Source organism: Marisediminitalea alba (assembly GCF_002993365.1).
GTDB lineage: Bacteria > Pseudomonadota > Gammaproteobacteria > Enterobacterales > Alteromonadaceae > Alteromonas > Alteromonas alba.
In genome coordinates, this window is record NZ_PVNP01000193.1 from 116,270 (window position 1) to 131,299 (window position 15,030).

General features: G+C 48.8%; 13 protein-coding genes. 10 read left to right on the forward strand and 3 right to left on the reverse strand.

The features are described 5' to 3' along the window. Positions 1-79: 79 nt before the first annotated feature. A complete protein-coding gene (locus tag C6Y40_RS19170; protein WP_105936013.1) occupies positions 80-2,320 on the reverse strand; it encodes an acyl-CoA dehydrogenase in 2,241 nt (746 codons plus the stop codon). Positions 2,321-2,683: 363 nt separating this feature from the next. Here C6Y40_RS19170 and C6Y40_RS19175 point away from each other — a divergent pair, with 363 nt between their 5' ends. From C6Y40_RS19175 to C6Y40_RS19200, 6 genes are all read left to right on the forward strand, one after another. Then, the gene (locus C6Y40_RS19175; RefSeq protein ID WP_105936014.1) at positions 2,684-3,481 is read left to right on the forward strand and encodes an outer membrane lipoprotein-sorting protein; all 798 of its coding nucleotides are present in this window, start codon (positions 2,684-2,686) and stop codon (positions 3,479-3,481) included. 1 nt (position 3,482) lies between these two features. Beyond that, positions 3,483-4,691: a TonB-dependent receptor gene (locus C6Y40_RS19180; RefSeq protein ID WP_240622020.1), complete on the forward strand. Its 1,209-nt coding sequence runs from the start codon at positions 3,483-3,485 to the stop codon at positions 4,689-4,691. A gap of 21 nt (positions 4,692-4,712) precedes the next feature. Further along, positions 4,713-5,291, forward strand: coding sequence for an outer membrane beta-barrel protein (locus C6Y40_RS19185; protein ID WP_170308538.1), 579 nt, complete (start codon positions 4,713-4,715; stop codon positions 5,289-5,291). An 87-nt stretch (positions 5,292-5,378) separates the two neighbouring features. After that, the gene (locus C6Y40_RS19190) at positions 5,379-5,636 is read left to right on the forward strand and encodes a DUF3081 family protein (RefSeq protein WP_105936016.1); all 258 of its coding nucleotides are present in this window, start codon (positions 5,379-5,381) and stop codon (positions 5,634-5,636) included. Positions 5,637-5,777: 141 nt separating this feature from the next. Next, positions 5,778-6,707, forward strand: coding sequence for an LpxL/LpxP family Kdo(2)-lipid IV(A) lauroyl/palmitoleoyl acyltransferase (lpxL, locus tag C6Y40_RS19195; RefSeq protein ID WP_105936017.1), 930 nt, complete (start codon positions 5,778-5,780; stop codon positions 6,705-6,707). A gap of 108 nt (positions 6,708-6,815) precedes the next feature. Then, positions 6,816-7,430, forward strand: a complete 615-nt coding sequence (locus tag C6Y40_RS19200) for a TcpQ domain-containing protein (protein WP_105936018.1) — start codon at positions 6,816-6,818, stop codon at positions 7,428-7,430. A 23-nt stretch (positions 7,431-7,453) separates the two neighbouring features. Here the strand turns inward: C6Y40_RS19200 and glnE are convergent, their stop codons facing one another. After that, positions 7,454-10,342, reverse strand: a complete 2,889-nt coding sequence (gene glnE / locus C6Y40_RS19205) for a bifunctional [glutamate--ammonia ligase]-adenylyl-L-tyrosine phosphorylase/[glutamate--ammonia-ligase] adenylyltransferase (RefSeq protein WP_105936019.1) — start codon at positions 10,340-10,342, stop codon at positions 7,454-7,456. A 134-nt stretch (positions 10,343-10,476) separates the two neighbouring features. On the opposite strand from glnE, the gene C6Y40_RS19210 reads away from it, so the two are divergent. Next, positions 10,477-11,391: a DUF350 domain-containing protein gene (locus C6Y40_RS19210; protein WP_105936020.1), complete on the forward strand. Its 915-nt coding sequence runs from the start codon at positions 10,477-10,479 to the stop codon at positions 11,389-11,391. On the opposite strand, the gene C6Y40_RS19215 is transcribed toward C6Y40_RS19210, so the two are convergent. Beyond that, positions 11,360-11,683, reverse strand: coding sequence for a GIY-YIG nuclease family protein (locus C6Y40_RS19215; protein ID WP_105936021.1), 324 nt, complete (start codon positions 11,681-11,683; stop codon positions 11,360-11,362). The genes C6Y40_RS19210 and C6Y40_RS19215 overlap by 32 nt on opposite strands. A 64-nt stretch (positions 11,684-11,747) precedes the next feature. Here C6Y40_RS19215 and hldE point away from each other — a divergent pair, with 64 nt between their 5' ends. The 3 genes from hldE (at position 11,748) to tnpA (ending at position 14,971) form a co-directional block, all read left to right on the forward strand. After that, positions 11,748-13,184: a bifunctional D-glycero-beta-D-manno-heptose-7-phosphate kinase/D-glycero-beta-D-manno-heptose 1-phosphate adenylyltransferase HldE gene (gene hldE / locus C6Y40_RS19220; protein ID WP_105936029.1), complete on the forward strand. Its 1,437-nt coding sequence runs from the start codon at positions 11,748-11,750 to the stop codon at positions 13,182-13,184. 107 nt (positions 13,185-13,291) lie between these two features. Further along, the gene (locus C6Y40_RS19225) at positions 13,292-14,386 is read left to right on the forward strand and encodes an XrtA/PEP-CTERM system-associated ATPase (protein WP_105936022.1); all 1,095 of its coding nucleotides are present in this window, start codon (positions 13,292-13,294) and stop codon (positions 14,384-14,386) included. Between the two features lie 150 nt (positions 14,387-14,536). After that, the gene (gene tnpA, locus C6Y40_RS19230; protein WP_105933925.1) at positions 14,537-14,971 is read left to right on the forward strand and encodes an IS200/IS605 family transposase; all 435 of its coding nucleotides are present in this window, start codon (positions 14,537-14,539) and stop codon (positions 14,969-14,971) included. The last annotated feature ends 59 nt before the right edge of the window (positions 14,972-15,030 follow it).

Here is a 15,030-nt window from a genome sequence, read left to right on the forward strand (position 1 = left end):
AGATATACGGCAAATTGTGGTGATTAAAACAACAAAACCGGGCTCAGGGCCCGGCTTTGAATTAGATAGACGACGTTACTCAGGCAGCGTCTTTGGTCTCCTGACTGGGCGCTTCAGCTGAAATCAGCTCCAGGTCAAAGGTAAACTCATCGACACGAACTGCCAGTTTACGTTTCTCGTTATAGTCGTGCAGATCGCGGGCTTCTTCAGCCGTCACCACACCGCGCTCCTGGAGTTTGTTAAGCGCATTCTCAAACGAGAGGAATGGCACCACAGGCTCTTTGCGCAGCGCTTTTTGCACTTTGCTTAATAATGGCAGTACCTTGTGTTTGGCTTTGAAGGCCTGCTCATTGATGTCGTTACCGTCGCCTGCAACTGGCTGTACCAGGTGCGTTAACTGCGCTTTCACGCTGTTGTCCTGCAGGGCTGCCATGGACAACTCGCGGATCAGATCATCGCTGATAGTGCTGACACTGCCGCTGTATGTTGCGGTAAGTAACCGCATCAGACCGCGGGTCGGCGTGTTCGGGAAGTTACGCACAAAGTTCACCAGTGCCTGTTCGGCCTGCTGTAGTGACCACTGCATCGCATAATCGAAATATGGCTTAGCCTGTTGACGATCTTCAATGCGCTGCTCGTAAAAACGAATCGCTGCCATGGCACCATACAGGTAGCTCATGATGTCACCTAAGCGAGCAGACAGTAGCTCGGCTTTTTTCAGATCGCCGCCCAGTACTGCCAGCGACAAATCGGCCATTGGCGCCAGCTTGGCAGATAACGCATTCAGACGTTTTTCATATCCACGCACTTCCGGCAGGCTGGACTGCGCACCACGTAAGAATGGCAGGTAGCTGCTGAACAAGCTGCGGAAAGCATTTTTCACGCTAAAGCCCACGGTTTTACGCAGCACTTTGTTAAACTGCGCGTCAGCCGACTTTTCTTCGCTGTAGATCAGGTCAACCATCTCTTTTAAGTGCGGGTGACAACGCATTGCCCCCTGGCCAAAGATCATCAGGTTACGGGTCAGGATATTAGCGCCCTCTACCGTAATGGCGATAGGTAATGCTGAGTAGCCGGCTGCCAGCGTGTTTTGCGGACCGCGCTGGATTGCTTTACCTGCTTGCACGTCCATCGCTGCGTTCATCACCTGGCGACCAATTTCGGTCATGTGATATTTGGCGATAGCGGTAACCACTGATGGCTTGAGACCTTCCCCCAGACCTTCGGTTGTGAGTACACGCATGGATTCACACAGGAAGGTTTTACCGGCAATTTCTGCCAGCTTTTCCTGAATACCTTCAAAACGCCCGATAGGCAGGCCGAATTGTTCACGAACAAACGCATACTCGGCAGTAGACTTTAACGCGCTTTGAGCTGTAGCGGTGCCCATTGCCGGCAGTGAAATACCGCGACCCGCACCTAAGCAGCTCACCAGCATTTGCCAGCCACGGCCGATATTCTTCTGACCACCAATGATAAAGTCCATTGGGATGAATACGTCCTGACCACGGGTAGTACCGTTGTAGAATCTGACGCCCATGGGATCGTGACGGTTGCCTAGCTCAACGCCTGGGTGTGACTTAGGTAGCAGCGCACAGGTAATACCCAGTTCCAGTTTGTCGCCCAGTAACTGATCCGGATCGAATACTTTAAAGGCCAGACCCAGTACAGTAGCAATAGGTGCCAGCGTGATATAACGCTTATCCCAGCTTACGCGCAGACCAATCACTTCTTCGCCGTTAAACTGGCCTTTGGTAACAATTGCTGCATCCGGGATGCCGCCGGCATCTGAACCTGCTTCAGGGCTGGTTAGGGCAAAGCACGGAATGTCTTTACCTACGGCCAGGCGTGGCAGCCAGTAATCCTGCTGCTCTTTAGTACCGTAGTGCATCAGCAGCTCGCCCGGGCCCAATGAATTAGGCACCATAACAGTTACTGCCAGTGCGCCACTTTTGGCTGCAATGGTTGATACGATGGTCGAGTTGGCATAAGGGCTAAACTCCAGACCCCCAAATTTCTTGGGAATGATCATCGAGAAAAAACGATTCTCGCCCAAGAAATCAAGAATATGTTGTGGGATATGTTTTGAATTACCTAATTCAAAATCATCCACCATGCCTAACAGTTCTTTCACCGGTCCGTCCATGAACGCTTGCTCATCGGCACTCAGCTTGGCTTGAGGAACTGCTCGCAACGCCTCCATGTCAGGGGCTCCACGGTAAATGGAAGACTCTAACCAAATATCACCCGCATCCAGGGCTTCTTGTTCTGTAATTGAAATTGGAGGTAAAACTTTCTTCAAACTTGTTCTGATACTCATAACTCATCCGCTCATCTGACCAGTTGGTTTTGCAAATGATACAGAAAAAAAATTCAATTGCAAACATATTGTTAACCTCATGTATTTTATGGTTTATTTTTGTGATTTCGATGTGTGGAGAAACATATAAGGTGAAAAAAAGGTCTCTTAGTGGGAGTTACTATTGATGGTTTTATGTTCAGTTTAGTGGCTGGTGCTTACCGTTAAGGCGACTATAGTTAGGTAACAGAACCAGTAATCATGCTGTGTAGAGCGACGAGTAGTGGGTTGCCATCGCTTTAAACGTGTAGGCTTACTGTAATTTGTTTTCGATACCAGTATAGTATCTGCCAATAACTCTTTAGAAGCATAAAGGATTTCAATATGTTGGAACGTAAGCTTGTATTTGGTTCATTACTAGTCGGGTTATCTTTACCACTACTGTGGCCTGCGGCGGTAAGTGCCGATGAAGCAGAGGGATTGCGCATTGCAACTGAGAGAAAGTCGCGTAATTCAGGGTGGGAAGACACCGTGGCATCAACCACTATGGTATTGCGTGATGCCCGGGGTAAAGAAAGTGAGCGTGAATTACGGGTTTATACCCTCGAAAGAGTAGAGGAGGGCGATAAGTCACTGACCGTATTTGAATCGCCAGCCGATGTAAAAGGGGCCGCGTTTTTAAGTTTTTCAAATACACTGACGCCGGATGATCAATGGATGTATTTACCCAAGGTTAAGCGGGTCAAACGCATTGCCACCCAGAATAAGTCCGGCCCGTTTATGAGCAGTGAATTTGCTTACGAAGACATGACGTCTTTTGAACTGGAGAAGTTTAAATTTGACTACACCGGGGATGATGAGTTTGATGATCAGGACGTTTTTGTTGTGGAACAAACACCTGTGGATAAATACTCCGGTTACTCGAAACAAATTGCCTATATTGATAAAGAGCATTACCGCTTGTTAAAGATGGACTTCTATGACAAAAAAGGCGACTTGCTCAAAACCCTTATCCTGGATGACTACGAATTGTATCTCGATGCTTACTGGCGACCGCATACGTCAGAGATGTTTAATGAACAAACCGGTAAAAGTACTGCCATGTACATTAACGATATTGAATTTAAAACCGGTCTGAAAGACAGCGATCTCGACAAAGACAGTCTGAAACGAGCCAGATAATATGAAACTAACCAATGCTATGGGGCTGTTACTGGCCTCCGGACTGCTGTCGCAAAGCTATTCTGTTAACGCTGAAGTAGAATATTCCGGCGTGTTCACCGTTGAACAGCGCTTTTTTCTGCAGGACGCCGCTTTTCCTGAACAAGCCCGTGCACAAACCTCGTTAACGGTTACACCAGAGGTGTTTTACGACTGGAATGATGGTTATGACAGGATAACCTTCAAACCTTTCATGCGAATCGATCAGTACGACGATGAACGTACTCATGCCGACATCCGCGAGCTTATGTGGTTGCACGCGGCTGACTCCTACGAATTTAAAGCTGGTATTGGTAAAGTTTTCTGGGGCCAGACCGAGTCGCTGCATTTAGTTGACGTAATTAACCAAACCGATGCTGTTGAGCGGGTGGACGGTGAGGAGAAACTCGGCCAGCCTATGGTCAGTGCTTCTTATCTGATGGAAAGCGGCGCGATAAGCGTATTTGTAATGCCTTATTTCCGCGAGCGTACCTTTGCTGGTGAGGAAGGACGTTTGCGTCCGCTGGCGCCGATCAACAATGACAATGCCGTTTATGAGTCGGAAGACGAGCAGCAGAATATTGATTACGCCATTCGCTGGCAGCAGACTCTGGGCGACTGGGAAGTCGGCCTTTCGTATTTTGATGGGACTAACCGTGAGCCGTTATTGTTGGTTGATGGCGCCATCGAAACTAACGATTTACTGCTACGACCCTATTATCAGCAAATGCAGCAAGTGGGCGCAGATTTACTGTGGGTCAATGGGGCCATGTTGTACAAACTTGAAGCTATTCACCGGAAAACCGACTTGCAGTCTTTTTATGCTGCAGTGGGTGGATTTGAATACACCACGGTGGGGATTTTCGATTCTGTGTATGACATTGGCTGGTTAATGGAGTACCAGTACGATGAACGTGATAACAGCTTTTTTGCACCGGCCCAAAACGATTTAATGGTGGGCTTACGCTGGGTTTGGAATGATCCTGACGGTACCCAGGTGCTGTTCGGTTATGTGCAGGATCTCGATGATACCAACACTTACAGCGGTTTTGTTGAAGCGTCCAGCCGTATGACGGATAACTGGAAATTTACCATCAATGGCTATTTTTTCTCTGCTGATTCACCCACCGATCCGTACTATTTTGTGCGCCGCGACGATCACATAGAAATAAACGTTGAGTTTTTCTTTTAAATGATAGCAGGGAGAAGATTTATGAAGTTGAAATCACTTTTAGGGGGATTGCTGGTACTGGTTAGTGCGCAGTCGGCCCACGCTATCGAACGAATGTACGGAGTAATTGGCGCCGGATACTCTGATTTGGAATACCGACAGGCGCAGGATGAAGCTTTCAGCTATAAGCTTGTGTTAGGTCACCAGTTCCACCGGCAGTGGTATGTGGAAGGCGGCTATTATCAATTGGCCGATGTGGATGCTCAAGCCGATGGTTCTGATTTCGGCTTGCAGTCTGACGCTCTTTACCTTGGCGTGTTAGGAAAGGCATCACATCCGGTTGGTGAGTTGTTTTACCGGCTTGGCGTTGCTAACGTCAGCGTGCAGAGCGCAGAACTCAGTGGAAGTGGCAATTGTGAAGTGGGTGCAGCGGTGGCTACGGCTGGTACGCAAACCATTTGTGCTTATGACGAAAGCGTTGCTGCAGGAATCATTGGTTTAGGCTTCGATTACTATGTGGCCACCAAAACGTTTATCCGTCTGGAAGCTGAATATTTACGCGGAAAGGATGGTTTTGATACCAGTTTTATTTCGCTGGGTGTGCGTTATAACTTTAATTAGTGTCTGTTGCCGGACTTTAACCAGAACTAAACTCTTGTAATCTAAAAGGCATCTTCAGTGGTATAAAAACCCGGAGGTGCCTTTTTTATGAAAAACGAAATAGATTCAAAATTTGTCCTGCGGGTGTTTGATAAAATCCGTCAGGAAGGCGAAGAACAGGAAGGGAAATACCGGCTCGAAGGGGTAGTAGCTTATACCGACTTTGACGGTTATACGCTTTACATCAATGACGCCAAAGTGGCCATGCAATTTGGTTTCCACAACCAGTATCACTTTGATTATCAAAAATCAGACGATTTTGATGCCTTCGAAAAGAAGCTTCGTTATATCGATAAATCATATTAAGTCAGGTGCTGCAAGCTTCATTGTGCGTAATGCATGCACGGTAAGTATTCAAAAAGACTGACTTAAGCTACAATGCCGTCAAATTTTGGCGGCAGAGGCACCTGCTCTGTTCGCTCGTTAAAGTGACAGAGGACCATCATCTTGGCTGTAGCAATTAAGCCGCCTAAATTTTCATTGGCGTTTCTCGGACCCCGCTACTGGTTAGTCTGGCTTGGCGTTATCCTGCTTTATGTTGTTACCTGGTTGCCTTTCCCGGCAATTCGCGGATTAGGCCGTGGTACAGGCTGGTTGTTGGGTAAACTAGCAAAGTCTCGGGTAAACGTTGCCCGGCGTAATATCCAGCTTTGCTATCCGCAGATGTCCGCAAAGGCGCAGGATAAGCTGGTAATACACAATCTTCGGCGAGCAGGAATGGCTGTGTATGAAACGGCCATGGGTTGGTGGTGGCCTGATTGGCGGGTCAGAAAACACGGAACAGTTGAAGGCTTTGAACATGTTGAAGCTATTCTGGCGGCTAACAAAGGCGTGTTTGGCATGGCGCTGCACAACATGAACCTTGAATTTGCCTGCCGGATTTTAGGTTTAAAATATCCGAGCATCGCTTTTTACCGAAAACACAATAACCCGCTGATGGACTATTTGCAGTATCACGGCCGGGCCCGCTCGAATAAATATATGATCCACAAGCGTAATGCCCGGGCGTTGATTGCAGCCTTGGATGAAGGTGAATTGTGCCTTTATTTACCGGATCAGGATTATGGTCGTAATCAAAGTATTTTCGTGCCCTTTGCCGGTGTAGAGGAAACGGCAACGACCACGGCTACGATGATGTTTATCAGACGAACAAACAGTGAGCCGCTGATTGTGACATCCCAGTATGCTGAGAAAGGCTACAAAGTGAAGTTTTATCCACCCATGCCACAGTTAAAAGAACTTGAGGATGTGCCGGCCCTGACTTTACTTAATCAAAACATTGCCGATATTATAAATGAGCAACCTGAAAGTTACCTGTGGATGCACAAGCGGTTTAAAACCCGTCCGGATCCGCAGGCGCCGTCTTTATACAAGTAGGGTTGATTCATAACCGAGCAAAGTGGTCATGAAAAGAAGTGGTACACATAACGAGATAGCTGTAAATCAGCGGCAGCTGGTTTTATCGACGAGAAGCAGAGAGCCTGAATGAACAAAAAGCCTACCTCTACCCTTTTTTGGGCCAAACACCTTGGCCTGGCCCTGGCGGTGATTATTGTGGCGGGTATTGTTATTCACCTGCAAATGAATATGACATCAGCGCCAACACCCGTAGATGCGCCGGAAGAGCGTTCCGTAGCCAAAGGCTTATCAGACTTTTACCGCGAATTCAGAATGACGGCCAATGAGCCGGAGCGTTCTGAAGGGGCTGATATGGTGCTGGATCTAACGCCGTCAGAACAAAGCCTGGATGACCGTCTGCAGTCTATGTCCAGTGCGCTGAAGCCAGTGGATAGCCGCTGGGAAGGCGAGTACAAATACCGGACCTTCCGGGCTGGTAATACGCTTCGAGAAGCAATCTCATCCTATGCCGAGCAGGAGGGGATGCAGGTCATATGGGATCTGAATCAGGACTTTGTGATCAAACACCAGTTCCAGATGGATAACACGGTTGCCGGTTCACTGGCAAAAATTGCCAGTGCAATTGACAGTAATTTTGAAGGCAAGGTGGCAACCTTCGTTTGCCCCAAACAACGATCTCTGGTGGTCACTGAAAAAGTGACCGAATACCTCAACACACAGTGCAGCCGGGTGGGCAGCTAATACCAATCGGCATAAAGCCGCCCTCAGGCTTGATTAAATGTTTGTTGCCACTGTGTGGTAACTAACTTTCTTACTGCTTCCAACTCCTCATTACTATGGGCAAATTTCTCACCCGCCAGGGTTAGCTGATGGTAATGATCACGCAGCGTTAAATAAGCACTTTGCAGGTTTTCAGCAGCGATTTTTGAGATGAGTCCGGCTTGCTGAACCTGTTCTATAATACGCAGGTTATCTGGCCATTGTGTGAGTGCCGGGAACTGATGTGAATAACCGAGCACCCAGAATTGCACCATAAACTCAATATCCGTGATCCCGCCTTCACACTGCTTGAGGTCTAACCCGCTGGCCTGGTTATCGAGCAGGTGGTCGCGCATTTTTAGGCGCATTTTAACCACTTCATTTGCCAGAGAGGACAGCTCACGCTGACGCTGACGCTGCAAGACCCTGTTTCTGACCTGCTTGAATGCCTCCAGCAGTGGTTCATCTCCCAGAATGCTGCGGGCCCTGACCAGCGCCTGATGCTCCCATGTCCAGGCTTCCTCTTCCTGATAGTGCTCAAAGCCGCTTAAATGACAGCACAACAGGCCTGAGTTGCCGGATGGACGCAAGCGCAAGTCGGCTTCGTAGAGCTGACCAGACAGGGTGCGGGTATTTAGCAGGTGCATAATGCGCTGGGCCAGTTTGATGTAAAACTGTTGTGCAGAAACCTTTTTGGTGCCATTGGTTTCGCTGTCCTGTGGAGCGTTATGGATAAATACCAAATCCAGATCTGAGCCGTAACCCAGCTCATAGCCCCCTAACTTACCGTAACCGACGATTAAAAAGCCGGTTTCATCCTGTCGCAGGTGCGAGGGCGCACCGAACTTATCGGTTAATTGTTGCCAGGCGGACTTAAAGACCGCCTGGAGTAACACTTCGGCAAGGACGGTTAATTTATCGCTGACTTTTGCAATCGGCAGCGAGCCCGAGATATCGCTGGCCGCAATACGTAACTGCTGGCAAAGCTTAAACTGGCGCCACTGCTCCATTAGCAGTTCGGTGTCATCCGGCTCTACCCGCAACAGGCTCTGGCGTAGTTCATCGGTGTACTCTTCGTACACTACCGGCAAGCTTGTTTGTTGCTGCTGCAGATAAAGTGGCGTGAGCAATTCATCCAGCAGGAGCGGGAAACTGCGGATCTGCTCGGTGATCCAGGCACTTCTGGCGCACAGCTTAATAAGCTGTTTGAGCACATCCGGGTTTTCGTGTAATAAATCCAAATAGGTGGTACGGCCGGTTATGGCGCTAATAACACTGATCAGGCGCGGCAGTAGCTGGGTGATGTTAGTGGCGCATTGCCGGAGCATATAGTAAATCATCTCCGGCATGAGTTTACCCAGCGTGTCTTCTCCGCGTTGACCAATGCGATGCCGGCTAAGTTGCCCTTTGAAGTCTCTCAGTTGCTCAAACAGCGCCTGTGCTGAGCCTTCGTCAAGGGTATCGCTTAGCAGTTCACAAAATTCGGTCTCGGACATTTCCAGCAACCAGGCATCTTTACAACGGCTAAACAAGGAATCCTGTTCTTGCTGCTCATCACCGGGTTCAGATACTAACTGGTTAAACTGCGCGTGCACCCGCTCCATCACTACCGTCAGGGTGGTTAAGAACGCTTGATAATCAGGGAATGCCATGACCCTTGCTATCACCGCCTGCGTCCAGCTGTTATCCGGTAGCATTTGGGTCTGCTCGTCATTAAATTGCTGTAGGGTATGCTCTGTTTTGCGCAGAAAATAATAATCTTCCAGCAACTGACTGATGGCCTGGGATTCGATAATCTGTAATGCTGCGAGGCGGGTTAAGACCGGCTGTAGTTCACGTGATTGTAGCGTTGTCTCGCGTCCGCCGTGGATCAACTGAAAGCTCTGGGCGAAAAATTCCACCTCACGAATACCACCGGCACCCAACTTAATATTGCCGGTTAAGCGGCGCCGGCGCAGCTCCTTGCTGATCAGTCGTTTCATATCGCGGATGGCGTCAATGGTAGTGAAATCCAGATAACGCCGGTAGATAAAGGGCGCCAGTATGGCTTCCAGCTGGCTGGCATAGTGGGACGCAGGGTTGAGTATACGTGCCTTAATCATGGCGTAGCGTTCCCACTGACGGCCCTGATCCTGATAGTAATCTTCCAGTGCACCGAAATGCGCTACCAGCGGACCACTGTCGCCGAAGGGACGCAAACGCATATCTACTCTGAAAACCTGGCCTAAAGGTGTGGTTTTATTCAAGGCGGCAATGAGTCGTTGCGCAAGCTTGGTAAAAAACTGCTGATTCTCGATGGGCTTGCGGGGGTGATCGGTTTCGCCCTTGTAGGGATACGAAAAGATAAGATCGATATCGCTGGAAAAATTGAGCTCCTTGCCGCCCAGCTTACCCATTCCCAGTATCAACATAGGTTGGGGACCATCCGGACCCTGCGGCACCCCATATCGCGCTGAGTGAGCCTGATAAAGCCAGTTGTAGGCGGCCATAATTAATGTGTCAGCCAGCTTGCTGGTTTGGCTAAGGGAGGTCTGAATAGTTTGCCGGTTAGTCAGATCCCGCCAGGCGAGCGCTGCCATTTGCTCCGCTCTGAACAGCCGCAGGGCGGCCAGCAGTTTTTCTTCACTGTCGGTCTCGGCGAGTCGGGCTGTAAACTCGCTGCAAACCTGATCAATATCAACCTGTTTATGCCATTGATGCATAACAATTCGGGTAAACACATCGGGTTTAGTCAGTGCAACCTCAGCGACGAAAGGGCTGAGCCCCAAAATCTCCGTGATGGCGTTCTGATGCTGGTTTAGCCATTCTGCCGGATAATCACTACCCTGCAATTTTTGCCAGTTTTCTTCAGCATGTTGTTGAATAATCCCGTTTATTGTTTTTTCCGTACACATATTAACTTAGGATGGTGTGTTATGAGTGTGAGTCTGGCACAAAGGTGGCCTTGCCTCCAGTGTTATGAGTGGAAACTCTGCGCTGATTAACCGGGAGGTATCACACCAATTATGAACACAAATTAGAGGTGTAAATGGAGATATTAGTCAAGCTGGTGCCACTGGCCCGGGATTTATGGGTGTATGTAGCGATTGACGTGGGGCTCGCGTTGCTGTTATTGCTCGTTATGAAGTGGTTATCCCGCTCCCGGGCCAAGGTCTCGGTGAGTGACGAGCTAGGCGTTAAGGATAACTTTGCTTTTGGGATAAGCGTTGCCGGCGGTATGTTATCGCTTTGTCTGGTGCTCAGTTCAGTGGTTGGCCGTCATGTAGGGCAGGGGTATGAGCAGGCCGCTATTGGCATGGTTATTTTTGGTATTATTGGTATTTTCCTGGTGAAAGTGGGGCGGTTTGCCCACGATAAAATTGTGCTTGATGCCGTAGATACACAGCATAAAGTTAGCGACCGGAATGTGAGTGTTGCGTTGGTGGATGCTTCTAGTCTGGTTTCCAGCGCGATTATTTTACGCAGCATTATGGTGTGGGTTGACGGCAGCGATGTGAATGCAATGATTGCTATCGTTACCGGATTTCTGGTGGTGCTGACCATTTTGCTGATCATGACCCGCATCTATGAAATGCGTTATGCCATGCAAAACCAGAATCACTCCTTTCAGAGTGCGCTGGATACCGGGCAGTTAGCACTGGCTGTGCAGCATGCCGGCAATCTGTTGGGTACTGCGATTGTGGTGTCTTCTGCCGGGGCCTTATTGAGCTACAGCCCGGAAGGCTATGTGAGTAATGTGACCGGTTGGTTAGTGACCAGCGTATCGCTGTCTTTGTTATTGTGGGTCCTGGTTGCCTTCAGCAAACGTGCCATTTTAAATGGTATTAATTATCAGAAGGAAGTGGACGAACAGCATAATGTGGGCGTTGCCGCCGTGGAGTTAACGCTCAGTATCGGCCTGGCTATGATTCTTAGCAGTGTGCTGAGTTCATCTGCCGGATAGCCTCGTTGGTCAGGCGGGTTGCCGGAACAGGCAATTCGCTTTCCGCTCTGGCAAGCGCCTCTTTAGCTTGCCGGTTGCGCTGCTTTATCCAGGCCTCCAGTCTGAGCGCCTGAGACTTATCACTCACCTCAAAGATGCAGTAAAACGAAAGTGGTGTTTTGCCTCGCAGCGCCTTAGCCCCGCCTTTAATTGCGCCACTGTGTTGCCGCATACGCCTTTTAGGGTCGGTAGTAATGCCGGTATACAAAGTATTGCTGGCGGTTTTAAGTAAATATACGTACCACGAGGTCATGAGTTGGCTCTTCGTGTCTGATCACTGTTATAATCCCGCCATTAGTGTATCGAAAAAGACAGAAATGGCACTCCCGAATTTTAGTCAAATCAAAGTATTAGTTGTTGGTGATGTAATGTTGGATCGCTACTGGAGTGGTGTAACGGCAAGGGTATCACCTGAGGCGCCGGTACCGGTAGTTAACATTAACGACGCGGAAGACCGCCCCGGTGGCGCGGCCAACGTGGCGATTAACTTATCTTCGCTGGGGGCTAAAGTCACTCTGTTGGGGATGACCGGTAACGATGCCAATGCGGATGCGCTGGAAAAACGGCTGCTGGGCTATGGTATTGATTGCCATTTCAGCCGCTGTGATGGTTTCGATACTATCACTAAACTCAGAGTTATGAGCCGTAATCAGCAGTTGCTGAGAATGGACTTTGAGCGCTCTTTTGCCGATGTGGATAAAACATTGCTGGAAAGCCAGTTTACTGCAGCCCTTGCTGAACATGATTTGGTGATCCTGTCAGATTATGCCAAGGGGTCGCTAAGTAACCCTGCACGCCTCATTGAGCTTGCCAAAACCGAAAATAAGCCGGTCGTGGTAGATCCTAAGGGTACTGATTTCAAAAAATATCGCGGCGCCACGCTTATCACACCTAACATGGCTGAATTTACTGCTGTTATGGGTGAAGTGAATAGCGAGCAGCACCTGGTTGAACTGGCTAACATACTTTGTTCAGAACTGGCGCTGGACGCATTACTGGTCACTCGTTCAGAACAGGGGATGACCTTGTTTACACCCGGGGAAACAGAGTTTCATTTGCCTGCCAAAGCCAAGGAAGTTTTTGATGTAACCGGTGCCGGTGATACGGTCATTTCGACACTGGCCGCTTACATCGCTGCGGGAGAGAGCTTGCAACAGTCTTGCGTAATGGCAAATCTTGCCGCCAGCATTGTGGTGGGTAAATTAGGTACATCAACGGTTACTACCACCGAACTGGCCGTGGCAGCCGGTCAGCACAATCACCCGGATGGCGGTGTGATGACAGAGGAACAGCTGGCTCTTGCCGTAGCGGCTGCCAAACAGCGGGGCGAAAAAGTGGTTATGACCAACGGTTGCTTTGATATTTTACATGCCGGTCATGTGTCTTATCTTGATGCCGCAGCCAGGCTGGGTGATCGGTTGATTGTCGCGGTGAATACCGATGCATCGGTACAGGCATTAAAAGGTCCGGGTCGGCCTGTGAACCCGGTACAACGCCGCATGGCTGTGCTTGCCGGATTGAGCGCGGTCGACTGGGTTGTGCCTTTCAGTGAGGAAACGCCGCAACGTCTTATCGCCGGGATTTTACCGGATGTGCTGGTTAAAGGCGGCGATTATAAGGTTGAGGAGATCGCTGGCGGCAGAGACGTGCTGGAAAATGGGGGGGTGGTGAAGGTATTGCACTTCGAAGAAGGGGTCTCCACCACGGGCATTATTGATACCATCGTGAAGCAACAAAGTTATGGCAAATCCTGACGATTTTCGGTGTTGATTTAATGCACACTTTGGCGCTTTAGGATAAGCTAGGGAAAACGCGTTGAGCGCATAATGCGTGGGCGCAATAACAGCGGTAGAAGCATTTCATGTACGAAAGTTATTACGGACTTAACTCCAAGCCTTTTCAGTTGACCCCGGATCCCGCCTTTTTCTTTGCCAGTAAATGGCATAAGCGTGCGATGTCCTATTTACAGTATGGATTATCTCAGGCTGAAGGCTTTATTGTGATCACCGGTGATATTGGTACCGGAAAAACCACTATTGCCAACAGTTTGCTGGCTGATATCGAAGACGATATCGTTGCAGCGCAAATTGTTACGCCTAAGCTGTCGCCGGATGAACTGGTAAAAATGGTGGCGGCCAAGTTTGAAATTGATGTGGCCGGTAAAACCAAAGCTGACATTCTCAAAGATTTGGAAGGTTATCTGTTTGCGTTGAGTGCCCAGGGGCGCCGCGCGCTGCTGCTGGTGGACGAAGCCCAAAACCTGCCGCTGGAAACCATTGAAGAATTACGCATGTTGTCGAACTTTCAGCAAGCAGGTAAACCTTTGTTGCAGAGCTTCCTGCTTGGTCAGGAAGAGCTTCAACCGATTCTGCGGGCACCCAATATGGAACAGTTTCGTCAGCGAATTGTGGCTTCCTGCCATTTGGCACCACTGACACTGGAAGAAGTGCAGTCATACATTGAATATCGTCTGCAGCACGCTGGCTGGAATGGCTCTCAGTTGTTCTCCAGTGATGCTTATGAGCATATCTACAAGTTTACCCGCGGCGTTCCACGTAAGATCAATACGCTGATGGACCGTATCCTGTTGTTCGGCTTCCTTGAAGAACTGGAAGTTCTCGATGAGCAAGCTGTCGATTCGGTCATCGATGAAGTGCGTGAAGAAATGTTTGTACCCGACTCTCCGGAAGTCAAAGAGGATGAAGAGGTTAGCGAGGAAGTGTCGCAAGACGCTCAGGATAGTAGCCAGGAGGCTTCGGATAGTGTGCCTCGGCAGCGTCTCATTACGCCCAACGGAAACGAAGTGAAAGACGCTGAATATTACAAAGCGATGTTAGGGGAGTTGGTCGATGCCCTTGATGATGCCATCAGCCACAAGATTAAGCTGACGCAATATATCGATAAGTTGCTGAAGAAAAAGTATCGCACTTATGTTCGGCTTAAGTCCGATGATTAATTAATAAAAAAGCCCGTAAGGGCTTTTTTATTTTTAGCCCTAAACCACCTACTTCAGTAGGTGGTTATCATGCATGGTAGGGCTTTGCCCGTATACCTACCCATGTTAAATCTCCCTTTGATTTTTAGCGAAGTCAAAAAGGAAATTAACATGAGTAGATACGAGCAAGCATCGCATGTGTTCTGGCGATGTCAATATCACATAGTTTGGACGCCGAAGTATCGGTTTAGGGTTTTGAAGAATAAATTAGGCAAAGATGTTTACAGGTGTATTCACGTGTATTGCCAGCAACTCGGCTGCATAGTAGTGGAGTTGAATGTACAGATTGACCATGTCCATCTGGTAGTAAAAATTCCTCCAAAGTTATCCATATCGAATTTAATGGGAGCTTTAAAAGGAAAAATAGCATTGAAGCTATTTAGCAAATATCCGCATTTGAGAAAGAATAAGATGTGGGGCAACCACTTTTGGCAAAGAGGCTACTTCGTTGACTCAGTTGGGATAAACGAAGAGATCATAAGACGGTATGTTCGTCACCAAGAGAAGGTTGAAAGACAAGAGCAAGCTCAGCTAGCCCTTGAATAGAAGGCCCCCTTTTAGGGGGTTAACGCAAAGCCACCTTCTTTAGAAGGTGGATTCTTTAC

Bases quoted from the DNA above. Each gene is read 5' to 3' on its own strand.
- C6Y40_RS19170 (WP_105936013.1), bottom strand. From the start codon at position 2,320: ATGAGTATCAGAACAAGTTTGAAGAAAGTTTTACCTCCAATTTCAATT.
- C6Y40_RS19175 (WP_105936014.1), top strand. From the start codon at position 2,684: ATGTTGGAACGTAAGCTTGTATTTGGTTCATTACTAGTCGGGTTATCT.
- C6Y40_RS19180 (WP_240622020.1), top strand. From the start codon at position 3,483: ATGAAACTAACCAATGCTATGGGGCTGTTACTGGCCTCCGGACTGCTG.
- C6Y40_RS19185 (WP_170308538.1), top strand. From the start codon at position 4,713: ATGAAGTTGAAATCACTTTTAGGGGGATTGCTGGTACTGGTTAGTGCG.
- C6Y40_RS19190 (WP_105936016.1), top strand. From the start codon at position 5,379: ATGAAAAACGAAATAGATTCAAAATTTGTCCTGCGGGTGTTTGATAAA.
- C6Y40_RS19200 (WP_105936018.1), top strand. From the start codon at position 6,816: ATGAACAAAAAGCCTACCTCTACCCTTTTTTGGGCCAAACACCTTGGC.
- glnE (WP_105936019.1), bottom strand. From the start codon at position 10,342: ATGTGTACGGAAAAAACAATAAACGGGATTATTCAACAACATGCTGAA.
- C6Y40_RS19210 (WP_105936020.1), top strand. From the start codon at position 10,477: ATGGAGATATTAGTCAAGCTGGTGCCACTGGCCCGGGATTTATGGGTG.
- C6Y40_RS19215 (WP_105936021.1), bottom strand. From the start codon at position 11,683: ATGACCTCGTGGTACGTATATTTACTTAAAACCGCCAGCAATACTTTG.
- hldE (WP_105936029.1), top strand. From the start codon at position 11,748: ATGGCACTCCCGAATTTTAGTCAAATCAAAGTATTAGTTGTTGGTGAT.
- C6Y40_RS19225 (WP_105936022.1), top strand. From the start codon at position 13,292: ATGTACGAAAGTTATTACGGACTTAACTCCAAGCCTTTTCAGTTGACC.
- tnpA (WP_105933925.1), top strand. From the start codon at position 14,537: ATGAGTAGATACGAGCAAGCATCGCATGTGTTCTGGCGATGTCAATAT.